At 69.2% G+C, this 11,825-nt stretch carries 10 protein-coding genes; 4 read left to right on the forward strand and 6 right to left on the reverse strand.

Features of this window, described 5'->3' with window-relative positions; genetic code table 11:
• Together AB4Z01_RS34425 and AB4Z01_RS34430 are read right to left on the reverse strand one after the other, a co-directional pair.
• A partial coding sequence (locus tag AB4Z01_RS34425) for a beta strand repeat-containing protein (RefSeq protein WP_441701106.1) occupies positions 1 to 2,013 on the reverse strand: 2,013 nt, incomplete at its 3' end.
• Positions 2,014 to 2,070: 57 nt separating this feature from the next.
• Positions 2,071 to 2,949, reverse strand: a complete 879-nt coding sequence (locus AB4Z01_RS34430) for a helix-turn-helix transcriptional regulator (RefSeq protein ID WP_441701108.1) — start codon at positions 2,947 to 2,949, stop codon at positions 2,071 to 2,073.
• 238 nt (positions 2,950 to 3,187) lie between these two features.
• On the opposite strand from AB4Z01_RS34430, the gene AB4Z01_RS34435 reads away from it, so the two are divergent.
• Positions 3,188 to 3,622, forward strand: coding sequence for a GNAT family N-acetyltransferase (locus tag AB4Z01_RS34435; RefSeq protein ID WP_441701110.1), 435 nt, complete (start codon positions 3,188 to 3,190; stop codon positions 3,620 to 3,622).
• A 1-nt stretch (position 3,623) separates the two neighbouring features.
• On the opposite strand, the gene AB4Z01_RS34440 is transcribed toward AB4Z01_RS34435, so the two are convergent.
• From AB4Z01_RS34440 to AB4Z01_RS34455, 4 genes are all read right to left on the reverse strand, one after another.
• Positions 3,624 to 4,388 (reverse strand): anti-sigma factor family protein, encoded by a 765-nt coding sequence (locus AB4Z01_RS34440; protein WP_441701112.1) that lies wholly within the window; start codon positions 4,386 to 4,388, stop codon positions 3,624 to 3,626.
• Positions 4,385 to 4,936 carry a sigma-70 family RNA polymerase sigma factor gene (locus tag AB4Z01_RS34445; RefSeq protein WP_441701114.1) on the reverse strand — a complete coding sequence of 184 codons (552 nt, stop codon included), beginning with the start codon at positions 4,934 to 4,936 and terminating at the stop codon, positions 4,385 to 4,387. The genes AB4Z01_RS34440 and AB4Z01_RS34445 overlap by 4 nt, the downstream gene beginning before the upstream one ends.
• Positions 4,937 to 5,040: 104 nt before the next feature.
• Positions 5,041 to 5,379, reverse strand: a complete 339-nt coding sequence (locus AB4Z01_RS34450) for a cupredoxin domain-containing protein (protein ID WP_441701116.1) — start codon at positions 5,377 to 5,379, stop codon at positions 5,041 to 5,043.
• A 22-nt stretch (positions 5,380 to 5,401) separates the two neighbouring features.
• Entirely contained in the window at positions 5,402 to 6,349 is a 948-nt protein-coding gene (locus AB4Z01_RS34455) for a metallophosphoesterase family protein (protein WP_441701117.1), read from the reverse strand.
• Positions 6,350 to 6,467: 118 nt separating this feature from the next.
• Here AB4Z01_RS34455 and AB4Z01_RS34460 point away from each other — a divergent pair, with 118 nt between their 5' ends.
• The 3 genes from AB4Z01_RS34460 (at position 6,468) to AB4Z01_RS34470 (ending at position 11,669) form a co-directional block, all read left to right on the forward strand.
• Positions 6,468 to 6,902, forward strand: a complete 435-nt coding sequence (locus AB4Z01_RS34460; RefSeq protein ID WP_441701119.1) for a bleomycin resistance protein — start codon at positions 6,468 to 6,470, stop codon at positions 6,900 to 6,902.
• 114 nt (positions 6,903 to 7,016) lie between these two features.
• Entirely contained in the window at positions 7,017 to 7,487 is a 471-nt protein-coding gene (locus AB4Z01_RS34465) for a GNAT family N-acetyltransferase (RefSeq protein WP_441701121.1), read from the forward strand.
• Positions 7,488 to 7,952: 465 nt separating this feature from the next.
• Positions 7,953 to 11,669, forward strand: coding sequence for a vitamin B12-dependent ribonucleotide reductase (locus tag AB4Z01_RS34470; RefSeq protein ID WP_441701123.1), 3,717 nt, complete (start codon positions 7,953 to 7,955; stop codon positions 11,667 to 11,669).
• Positions 11,670 to 11,825 lie beyond the last annotated feature (156 nt).

Raw genomic sequence — 11,825 nt, forward strand, 5'->3', positions numbered from 1 at the left:
AAGCACGTCGTTGCCGTTCAAGCCCCGCAGCACGTTGGCACCCGCGTCCCCGACCAGGGTATCGTTGAGCTGAGTGCCGATGATATTCTCGATCCCGATCAGGATGTCGCCCTGGGCGTCGCCGCCGCTGCCGATGCCGGTGGCGAGGCTGACCGTGATCCCGGCCGCGCTGTCGGAATAGATCGCGATATCATTGCCGGCACCGCCGTCCAGCGTGTCGGCCCCGGCCCCGCCACGGAGCCAGTCGGTGCCGGCCAGGCCTTCGAGCCTGTCGTTGCCGGCCATGCCGATGAGCGTATCGCCGCCGCCATAGCCGGACAGCACATTGGCCGCGGCCGAGCCGGTCAGGACGTCGTTGAAGCCGTCGGTGCCGGCGATGTTCTCGATGTCGGCGCCGATCACGTCGCCCTGGGCGTCGCCGCCAGATGCCGTGAGGGTCGTCAGGTTGACCGTCACCCCGGCCGGGCCGTCATAGCTGATGGTGTCGATGCCGGCACCGCCGGACAGATGGTCCGCACCGGCGCCCCCGGTGAGGAAATCGTTGCCGTCGCCGCCGCTGAGCGTGTCGTTCCCGGCCCGCCCTGCCAGCTCGTCGGCGCCAGCCAGGCCGGTCAGCGCATTGTCTGCGGCAGAACCGGTCAGGGTGTCGTTGAAGCCGGTGCCGCGGACGTTCTCGACATCGGTGCCGAAGGTGTCGCCCTCGGCGTCCCCGCCCAAGGCGGTGAAGTCGGTCAGGTCGATGGTCACCGCGGTCGAGCCGTCATAGGCGATGGTGTCGCTGCCGGCCCCGCCGAGCAGCCGGTCCGCCCCGGCGCCGCCCTGGAGCACATCGTTGCCGGACCCGCCGTCGAGCTGGTCGTCGCCGTCCAGGCCGTTGAGCGTGTCGTTGCCGGCGAGGCCGAACAGGAGGTTGCCCTGGACCGACCCGGTCAGGACGTCGTCGAACCCGTTCGTGCCCTGGATGTTCTCGATGTCGGTGCCGATGCTGTCGCCCTGGGCGTCGCCGCCGACGCCGACACCGCCGATGGTCACCGTCACCCCGGCCGGGCCGTTGTAGACGATGGTGTCGACGCCGGCGCCGCCGTTCAGCGTGTCGGCGCCGGCCCCGCCTTCGAGCACGTCGTCCCCGCTGGCGCCGCTCAGGTCGCTGATCCCGCCATGGAGCACGTCGTTCCCGGCCCCGCCGAAGAGGAAATCGTTACCGGCGCCGCCATTGATGTTGTCGTCGCCGCCCAGGCCATCGATCGTGTCGCGGCCGCCCAGGCCGCGCATGACGTTGGCCCCTGCCGACCCGGTCAGGCCGTCGACTTGGTTCGAGCCTTCGACATTCTCGATGTCCGCACCGATCACATCGCCCTGCGCGTCGCCCCCGGCCGCTGTCAGCGTCGAGAGGTCGATCGCCACGCCGTCCGCGCTGGAGGCGTAGGTGATCAGGTCTATGCCGGCCCCGCCGCTCAGCGTGTCGGCGCCGGCGCCGCCCTGGAGGCTGTCGTTCCCGTTGCCGCCGGTCAGGCTGTCCGTGCCGTCGCCGGCGACGAGGGTGTCGTTGCCGGCGCCGCCGTCGAGCGTGTCGTTGCCCTGGCCCGCGACATTCCCCGCGGTCAGCGTGTCGTCGCCGTCGAGACCGAAGAGCGTGTTGTTGCCGGCCCCGCCGACCAGCCGGTTGGCGGACGCCGAGCCGGTCAACGTGTCGTCGAAATCCGACCCGTCGATGTTCTCCACATCGGCGCCGACGGCATCGCCCTGGGCGTCGCCGCCGCTGCCGATACCGCCGATCGCGACCGTCACCCCGGCGGCGCTGTCGCGGTAGTCGGCGGTGTCGATGCCGGCCCCGCCGTTCAGGAAGTCCGCCCCGACCCCGCCGATGAGCCGGTCGTTCCCGTCGCCGCCGTTCAGGGTATCGCGGCCGCCGAGACCGGTGAGTGTGTCGTTCCCGCCGAGGCCGTTGATGGTGTCATTGAAGGTCGTGCCGTCGATGAAATCGATGAACTCGGTGCCGTTGATGACCGCCATGATGAATCCCTGATCGGAAAACGAGATTTTCTAGGCCGATCCTGCCGGAAAAGGATGCTAATGATGCTTCGTTTTACAGTTATTTTGTTGCGCGATGTCTCTCGGCTCGCCGCCGATCGCGCCGCGGAGCAGCGCCATGGCGACCGCCTCGGCACGGCTGCCGGCCCCCAGCTTGCGCATGGCCGAGGCGACATACTCGTTGACGGTATGGACCGACAGCGACAGCCGGCGCGCGGCCTCCTTGCTTGATGCGCCGCGGGCGATCCAGATCAGGCAGTCGCATTCGCGCGGGGTCAGCGGCGACCGGGACGCCGGGACCGTGGGCGGCGCCATGGCGGGCACGGATGTCCCCGCCGTGGCGAGCCCCCGCTCGATCCGCAGCGCCCGGCTGAGATGCGGCCCGATCGCGCGCAGCATCCGGACCTGCTCGTCATCCCAATCGGGCCGGCGCCGGGGCCGCCAGACCGACAGCATCGCCGAGAGGTTGCGCCGGTCGAAATCCACCCAATACAGGCCGTGGTCCTTGCCCTGCGGCCGCATGAAGTCGTTGTAGAACTCGGTGCGGTGATACTCCGCGTTCGGGATCAGTGCCGAATGGGCGAAGGTCGCGCCGGGCTCAAGCCGCGGCAGCAGGGGCAGCAGCGGCAGCAGCTTGTGGAAATGCGTCTGGTAGCGCTCGACATAGTCGGGGTCGGTTTCGGACGCCATGGTCGCGGGGCATGACGCGGCCGGGTCGATCCGGCGCAGCACCACCGCCTCGCCACCGAGGGCGGCGCCGAGCACGCGCAGCACCGCGAGCCAGTCCTCGTTGCCGACGCCGGCGTCATAGATCTGGTCGATCAGCCCGAGGACCGAGTGGTCGTCCGCCCGGGCAAAGGACGGCGAAACATCGACCGCCGGCCGAGCCGCCGACCTGCCGATGGAACGGCCTTGCATGGTATCCCCTCTCTCTCGCACGCCGGGCGGGGCCCGGCGCTGCACATGCCGTGCATAGGAGAATACTGGATCCGGCCGGATCTTGTCGCGGTGATGCAGCGCACAGACTCGGAATCACCCCTCCCTCGGAATCGGAAGTGATCACTCGGGACCACGGTGGCGCTCGCCATGAGGGCAGCTCTCACGATAAGCCGTGACGGCGAGAGTCGGAATTCCGGAGCGGATGATGGATGTGACGATGCGCACGGCCGAAGCGGCCGACCTGCCGGCGATCCTGCGGCTGCTGGCGGACGACCCGCTGGGCAAGAATCGCGAGGCCGCGGTCGGGGCGCCGTACCAGGCCGCCTTCGCCGCGATCACCGCCGACCCGAACCAGGAGCTGGTGGTGGCGGAGCTGGACGGAAAGGTCGTCGGCTGCTTCCAGCTCAGCTTCATCCCCGGCCTGTCACGCCGCGGCGCTTGGCGGGCGCAGATCGAATCCGTGCGCATCGAATCGGCGCTGCGCGGCCAAGGCGCGGGCCGGGCGATGATGGGCTGGGCGATCGCCCGCGCCCGGTCGCGCGGCTGCGCCCTGGTGCAGTTGACCACCGACAAGCGCCGGCCCGACGCCCACCGCTTCTATGCCCGGCTCGGCTTCGTCGCCAGCCATGAGGGCATGAAGCTGGAGCTTTAGGTCAGGGCATGCCCTGCGCCGCCGCGCCCTGCTGATAGGCGGCCTGGAAAGCCTGCAGCTCCGACAGGTCGATATCGGCCACCGCCCAGAACTCCAGCCCCGACCGTACCCAGTGCAGCAGGCGGTACCCCTCCTCCGTCTCCACCGTCACCGCGGCGTCCGCGGCGCCCGGCTGCGGCCAGACGAACAGGTTGACGACATGCCCGCCGCCATGCCTGTAGACCAGCGCCGCCACCACCCGGCGGTCGAGATAGTCGAGTCGCCCGCCCACGAGCGGGAAGCCCTGCGCCGCGAGGTCGACCACCGGCGGGGCCGCGTCGATCTTGCCGACGAACCAGGGCTTCACCGTGTGCCGGTCGGAGGACGGCACGTCGACCAGGTGCTCGGCCAGCAGCGACCGCACATGGCTGTCGACCAGCTGCCCAGCGAGGTCGTCGCCGCCGCGCGGCAGGACCAGGATCAGCATCAACGCCATGGCCAGCGCCGCCGCCCCGGCCCCGCCCCAGCGCCAGCCGGAGGCCAGGCGCCGCCACCACGGCTCGGTCGCGGGCTGCAGCGCCGCTTCGAGCTTGCGGCGCAGCGCGTCGGGCGCGCGGTCGCGCAGCTCCGGCCGGCGCAGCGCCGCGCGGATCGCCTGCTGCCGCCGGTACTCGGCGGCGCAGGCCGGGCAGTCCTTCAGATGCGCCTCGAAGGCCAGGGCGCCGACGACATCGAGCTCGCCGTCGAGCATGCCGTGCAGCAGCACCGATTTGTCCGGGCAGCTCATCGCGCCTCCTCCGCCTGGCGGGCGAGCCAGGCGCGCTTGACCAGCAGCCGGGCTCGGGCCAGCCGCGACATCACCGTGCCGATCGGCACCTCCGTCACCTCGGCGATCTGCTGATAGGACAGGTCGTTCATTTCACGCAGCACCAGCACCTCGCGGAACGGCTCCGGCAGCGCCTCGACCAGCGCCCGGACCCCTTCCGCCTCGTCGATCCGGATCAGCGTAGCCTCCGGATCCACCGGCGCCTGGCCCCAGGGATCCGTCGTGGCCTCGGCCACCGCCTCCTCCGGGTCCGGCAGCGGCTCGCCCTGTTGCGCCCGCCGCGCCCGCAGCCAGGCGTAGAAGCAGTTGCGCAGGATCGCCAGCAGCCAGGGCCGTGGATCGCCGCCGGCGAAGCCGTCGAAATAGCGCAGCGCCCGGGCGAAGGCCTCCTGCACCAGGTCGTCGGCATCCGCCGGGCTGCGGGTCAGGTAGCGGGCGAGCATGTAGGCGTCGTCCAGGCAGGGCAGGACGGTCTCCCGGAACCGCTTCGCCGCATCCGTCCCGCGCATCGGCCTTCCCCCCGGGGGGCAGGTCGCGCGGTGCGGCCCGTCCCGGATTTCAGCATCGTCCCGCCCGGCTTCGGCGTCGAGCGGCCTGACGAGAGTGGGACGGGTCACGGCGTCACGGTGATCCGGCCCGTCATATGCGGATGCAGGCTGCAGAAATAGGCGAAGGTGCCGGGCTTCGCCAGGGTCGCGGTGAAGCTGTCGCCGGTGTCGAGCGCCTTGGAGCGGAAGCTCTTGTCCACCGCCACCACCGTGTGCGGGATGTCGTCGCCATTGGTCCAGGTGACGGCGGTTCCGACGGGCACGGTGATCTCGGCCGGGCTGAAGGTGAAGTTGTCGATCTTGATGGCGACCGGCTGCAGCGCCGCGGCCTGGGCCCCGCCCAGGCCAAGCAGCAGGGCGATGGCAACCCCGGCGGCGGCGCGCCGGGCGGATAGGAAGCTCATTCTCGGTCTCCGGATGTCGGGCTCAGGACGCGGCGAGCGGCATGTCGGTCAGCGCGAGGTGCTTGTCGCCGTGCCGGACCTCGATGCTGGTGGTGCCGAGCAGCTTGCGCAGCTGGTCGTCCGGCACCTTCATCGGGCCGGCCGACGGCGCGGTGCCGGGCGCGGGCTGCGGAAAGGCGGTCGACATCGCGGTGTGGAACACGACGTTGCCCTCGACCTTCTGCATCAGCTGGTGGATATGGCCGTTCAGCACCGTGACCGAGCCGAAGCGCTTGAGGTAGGACAGAGCCTGGGCGGCATCTTCCGTCCCCCAGCCCCACTCCTGGTAGACGGTCCACAGCGGGATATGGGCGAAGACCACGATCGGCGTGCTGGCCGACTTGCCGCGCAGGTCGTCCTCGAGCCATTCCAGCTGGTCGTGGCCGAGATTGCCCAGGCCGCCGGCCTTGAGGTCCACGACATTCACCAGCCCGATGAAATGCACGCCGCTGGAGTCGAAGCTGTACCAGCCGGCGCCTTTGCTGCCGCGGCCGTAGCGGTCGAGATAGGCTTGGCCGGTGCCGTCGTCGAGCAGGTCGTGCTCGCCGGGGACGTAGTGCACCGGCAGGCCGGCGCCGCCGATCACCTGGTCGGCGTCGTCGAACTCCTTCGGCTTGGACAGGTGGCTGATGTCGCCGGTGTGGATCAGGAATTGCGGCTTCTTCTGCAGCGTGCCGATGCGCGTCACCGCCTCCTGCAGGGTGCCCAGCGCGTTCGGGTTGGCCGGCTTGTCGAAGCCGACATGGCTGTCGCTGAGTTGCAGGAAGGTGAAGCCCGACGGCTCCGCCGCCATGGCGTCGCCGACCATGCCGAGCGAGCGCGGCACGCCGCCGCTCAGCCCCCACAGCACGCCGGTGCCGGCCCAGACCATGCAGTGCAGCGCGCCGCGGCGATCGATGCCGCCCGGCCGGTCGCCCTTGCCATCGTTCATGACGGTGTCTCCTGTGCGGACGAGATCGTCCGCTGGTGGAGATCGCGGGCCGGTCGGGTTTATTCCCGGGTAACGCCGAATCAGGGGTTCGGCCAGGATATGCGCGGAGGGACTCGCCATGACGTCGCCCAAGCTCGTGCCGGAGCTCTACGTCTCGGATATCGATCGCAGCCGCCGCTTCTACACCGGGGTGCTGGGCTTCGCCGTGCTGTATGACCGGCCGGAGGAGCGCTTCGCCTATCTGGTGCGCGAGGGCGCGGCGCTGATGCTGGACCAGCCGGCCGATCCCGGGCGCACCTGGCTGGCCGGGCCGCTGGAACACCCCTATGGCCGCGGCATCAACTTGCAGATCGAGGTTGGGCACATCGACTCGCTGCACGCCGCTGTCCTCGCCAGCGGTGCCCCCATCGAGCGGCCGCTGGAGGAACGCTGGTACCGCCGCGGCGACGGGCAGGTCGGCCAGCGCCAGTTCGTGGTGCAGGACCCCGACGGCTATCTGCTGCGCTTCTGCCAGAACCTCGGGTCGCGGCCGGCGCCGCTGGGCGGCGGCTGATGCTGTTCAAGCGCCCGGTCCTGGACCGCATCGCCGCCGGAGCGCCCTGGCCTTGACGCCTTAGACCCCCGCCCGCATGGTCGCGCCACTTCGGACGGAATCGGCAGGCCCGCCTTGGATGACGCCAGCCCAGACAAGATTCGACCGGCCGGCCTGACGCTGCGGCCGGCCACCGATGCCGATGCCGGCACGCTGGCGGCGATCCATCGCCGGGCCCGCGAATCGGCGGCGATCCCGAACCTGCACAGCCGCACCGCGATCCGCCGCTTCCTGCTGCGCACCATCCAGAACTCCCAGGTGATGATCGCCTGCCGCGACGGCGCGCCGGTGGGCTATGCCGCGCTCCACAATGGCTGGCTCGACCAGCTCTACATCCATCCCGAGCACCACCGCCGCGGCATCGGCACGGCCCTGCTGGCCTGGGCCCGGCGCGACACCCCCGGGCTGCGCCTCTACTGCTTCGCCCACAACGCCCGCGCCCTCGCCTTCTACCGATCGCATGGCGGCATGATTCTCAGCGAGGGCGACGGCTCCGACAATGAGGAAGGCCTGCCCGACCTGCTCCTCGGTTTCCCTGAAACCTGAGGAGTCTGCAGCAACCCGGTGATTCCCATGCTGAATCCGCATGCGGAACGACCCCAGGTTGCGCAATTACCCGCTTGCGCACGCCACCAAACTGACACAATATGTGGGGCCCTGATACGGGGAACCACCCACGGGTTGGGCCAGCCACAAGAATCGGATCTGTGGCGATTCTCTCGCGGGTGGACCGGATCGGGGTCCGGAAAGCCGCAGGCCGCTGCGGCTCACGGAAAATAACCACCGCTTCTTCACTGGGTATTCACTGGTCTATCCACCGGGTTATCCACAGAGAGAGCAAAATTTCCAATTTCAATACTTGTTTTTGACTGATGATGAAGGTTCTTTGACTGGTCTGTGGCGGCTTGGCGACGCGAGTCGCCGAACGGGTTCGGCGCGGGGATCACGGTCCCCGATGGGTATCAGGCGGGGGTCGCGGGCAGCGCGACGGATGAAGGAGGATCGGGGACCATGCGGATCGAACGGCGCTTCACGGCCGAAGGGCACGACGCCTATGAGGGGATCGAGTTCCGGTCGGCGACCAGCGAGATCCGCAATCCGGACGGCTCGGTGGTGTTCCGCCAGACCGACATCGAGGTGCCGGCGGAGTGGAGCCAGGTCGCGTCCGATATCCTGGCGCAGAAGTATTTCCGCAAGGCCGGCATCCCGGCCAAGCTGAAGCGCGTCCGCGAGAAGGGCGTGCCCGACTTCCTGTGGCGCAGCATCCCCGACGACAAGGCCCTGGCCGAGCTGCCCGAGGCCGAGCGCGTCGGCGCCGAGCGCACCGCGACCCAGGTGTTCGACCGCCTGGCCGGTACCTGGGCCTATTGGGGCTGGAAGGGCGGGCTGTTCGATTCGGCCGCCGACGCCCGCGCCTATTTCGACGAGATGCGCTACATGCTGGCGCAGCAGATGGCGGCGCCGAACAGCCCGCAATGGTTCAACACCGGCCTGCACTGGGCCTATGGCATCGACGGCCCGGCCCAAGGCCACTGGTATGTCGACGAGGCGACCGGCGAGCCGCGCCTGTCCGACAGCGCCTATGAGCGGCCGCAGCCACATGCCTGCTTCATCCAGTCGGTGGCCGACGACCTGGTGAACGAGGGCGGCATCATGGACCTGTGGGTCCGCGAGGCCCGCCTGTTCAAATACGGCTCCGGCACCGGCTCGAACTTCTCCAAGCTGCGCGGCGAGGGCGAGAAGCTCTCCGGCGGCGGCCGCTCCTCCGGCCTTATGAGCTTCCTCAAGATCGGCGACCGCGCCGCCGGCGCCATCAAGTCGGGCGGCACCACCCGCCGCGCCGCCAAGATGGTGACAGTCGACATCGACCATCCGGACATCGAGACCTATATCGACTGGAAGGTGGTCGAGGAGCAGAAGGTCGCGGCCCTGGTCGCCGGCTCGAAGCTGGCGCGCAAGCATCTGAACGAGGTGATGGAGGCGTGCCACGGCGTCTCGGACGCCGAGACCGCTGACCGCTTCGACCCGAAGCAGAACAAGGCGCTGAAGCGCGCCGTCATCGGCGCCCGCAAGGCGATGCTGCCGGAGAACTACGTCCAGCGCGTCATCCACTTCGCGCGCCAGGGCTATAAGGGCATCGAGTTCCGGGTCTACGACACCGACTGGGATTCGGACGCCTACCTGACCGTCTCCGGCCAGAATTCGAACAACTCGGTCCGCCTGACCAACACCTTCCTCGAGGCGGTGCAGCAGGACGGCGAGTGGCAGTTGATCCGCCGCATCGATGGCAAGGTGTCGAAGACCCTCAAGGCCCGCGACCTGTGGGAGAAGATCGGCCACGCCGCCTGGGCCTCGGCCGATCCGGGGCTGCAGTTCGATACCACCATCAACGAGTGGCACACCTGCCCGGAATCGGGGCGGATCAACGCCTCGAACCCGTGCTCGGAATACATGTTCCTGGACGACACGGCCTGCAACCTGGCGTCCCTGAACCTGATGACCTTCCGTCGCGCCGACGGCTCCTTCGACATACCGGCCTTCGAGCATGGCTGCCGGCTGTGGACCATCACGCTGGAGATCGCGGTGATGATGGCGCAGTTCCCGAGCCGCGAGATCGCCCGCCTGTCCTATGAGTTCCGCACCCTCGGCCTGGGCTACGCCAATATCGGCGGCCTGCTGATGGCGTCCGGCATCCCCTATGACAGCGTCGATGGCCGCGAGCTGTGCGGCGCCATCACGGCGCTGATGACCGGCGTCGCCTACGCCACCTCCGCCGAGATGGCCAAGGCCGTGGGCCCCTTCCCCGGCTATGCCAAGAACGCGGCTGCCATGCTGCGGGTCATCCGCAATCACCGCCGCGCCGCCTATGGCGAGGCCGACGGCTATGAAGGCCTGTCGATCAACCCGGTGCCGCTGGAGGCCGATGCCTGCCCGGACCAGGAGCTGGTCGCCGCCGCCCGCCGCGCCTGGGACCGCGCCCTCGGCCTCGGCGAGGCGCATGGCTACCGCAATGCCCAGGCCACCGTGATCGCACCGACCGGCACGATCGGCCTGGTGATGGATTGCGACACCACCGGCATCGAGCCCGACTTCGCCCTGGTGAAGTTCAAGAAGCTGGCCGGCGGCGGCTACTTCAAGATCATCAACCGGGTGGTGCCCGAGGCGCTGCGCGGCCTCGGCTATAGCGACGACCAGATCGACGCGATCATCCGCTACGCCGTCGGCCACGGCACGCTGGAGCATTCCCCGGCGATCGGCTGGGCGGCGCTGAAGGCCAAGGGCTTCACCCAGGCCGCGATCGATGCGGTCGAGCTCGGCCTGAAATCCGCCTTCGACATCAAGTTCGTGTTCAACCGCTACAGCCTCGGCGACGATTTCCTGACCGGGACGCTGAAGGTGCCGGCGGCGGCGCTGGACGACGTCACCTTCGACCTCCTCGCCTTCCTCGGCTTCTCCAGGGCCGAGATCGAAGCCGCGAACACCTACTGCTGCGGCGCCATGACCCTGGAGGGGGCGCCGGAGCTGCAGGACGAGCACCTGGCGGTGTTCGACTGCGCCAATCCCTGCGGCCGCATCGGCAAGCGCTTCCTGTCGGTCGAGAGCCACATCCGGATGATGGCGGCGGCGCAGCCCTTCATCTCGGGCGCGATCTCCAAGACCATCAACATGCCGAATGCGGCGACGGTGGAGGACTGCAAGGACGCCTATCTGCTGTCCTGGCAGCTCTGCCTCAAGGCCAACGCCCTCTACCGCGACGGCTCCAAGCTGAGCCAGCCGCTGAATTCCTCCCTGCTCGACGACGACGACATCGAGGAGGAGGAGAGCCTGGTCGAGCGCATCATCGAGGCCCCGGCCGGCGCCCGCGCCCCGATGGTGGCGGAGCGGATCGTCGAGCGGGTGATCGAGCGGATCGTCGACAAGACCGGCGTCCGGGGCAAGCTGCCGCACCGCCGCAAGGGCTACACCCAGAAGGCGATCGTCGGCGGCCACAAGGTCTATCTCCGCACCGGCGAATACGACGACGGCAAGCTCGGCGAGATCTTCATCGACATGCACAAGGAAGGCGCCGCCTTCCGCASCCTGATGAACAACTTCGCCATCGCCATCTCGATCGGGCTGCAATACGGCGTGCCGCTGGAGGAATTCGTCGAGGCCTTCACCTTCACCCGGTTCGAGCCCTCGGGCCCGGTGCAGGGCAATGACGCCATCAAGATGGCGACCTCGATCATCGACTACATCTTCCGCGAGCTGGCGGTCTCCTATCTCGACCGCAGCGACCTGGCCCATGCCACGCCGGACGACCTGACGCCGGACACGGTTGGCAAGGGCGTGACCTCGGATGACGGCAAGACCCCGGCGGTGGCCGAGGCGGCGACGCCGATCCGCAAGGTCGCCTCGACCGGCTTCGTCCGCGGCAACTTCCGGGTGTTCGAGGGCGGCAATCTTCGCACCGTCGGCCGGCCGGGCGACGTGCAGGAGCTGGTGAGCGAAGCGGCGACGGCGCTGCACACCGAGGGCGCCACCGCTTTGGCGCCGGCGCCGGAACCGATCCAGCTGCGCAGCGCGGCCTTGAACGGCACGGCGGATGTCCGCCTGGCCAAGATCCGCGAGGCCCGGGCCAAGGGCTATGAGGGCGACCCCTGCCCCGAATGCCAGAACATGACCCTGGTGCGGAACGGCACCTGCCTTAAGTGCGAGACCTGCGGCGGGACGACCGGCTGCAGCTGAGGCCCGAAGGGCGATAGGAAGCGAGAAGAAAAGAGGTGCCCGGGCGCGAGCTCGGGCACTTCGCGTCAGAGCTATCCGACGGCCGAATAGAGCGACCGTGCCGCCAGGGCCAGGAGCGCGCCGGCGGCCAGCCAGCGGATCGGCCGGTGCCAGGCC

This window comes from Inquilinus sp. YAF38 (genome assembly GCF_052113205.1).
Lineage (GTDB): Bacteria > Pseudomonadota > Alphaproteobacteria > DSM-16000 > Inquilinaceae > Inquilinus.

Bases quoted from the DNA above. Each gene is read 5' to 3' on its own strand.
- AB4Z01_RS34430 (WP_441701108.1), bottom strand. From the start codon at position 2,949: ATGCAAGGCCGTTCCATCGGCAGGTCGGCGGCTCGGCCGGCGGTCGAT.
- AB4Z01_RS34435 (WP_441701110.1), top strand. From the start codon at position 3,188: ATGCGCACGGCCGAAGCGGCCGACCTGCCGGCGATCCTGCGGCTGCTG.
- AB4Z01_RS34440 (WP_441701112.1), bottom strand. From the start codon at position 4,388: ATGAGCTGCCCGGACAAATCGGTGCTGCTGCACGGCATGCTCGACGGC.
- AB4Z01_RS34445 (WP_441701114.1), bottom strand. From the start codon at position 4,936: ATGCGCGGGACGGATGCGGCGAAGCGGTTCCGGGAGACCGTCCTGCCC.
- AB4Z01_RS34450 (WP_441701116.1), bottom strand. From the start codon at position 5,379: ATGAGCTTCCTATCCGCCCGGCGCGCCGCCGCCGGGGTTGCCATCGCC.
- AB4Z01_RS34455 (WP_441701117.1), bottom strand. From the start codon at position 6,349: ATGAACGATGGCAAGGGCGACCGGCCGGGCGGCATCGATCGCCGCGGC.
- AB4Z01_RS34460 (WP_441701119.1), top strand. From the start codon at position 6,468: ATGACGTCGCCCAAGCTCGTGCCGGAGCTCTACGTCTCGGATATCGAT.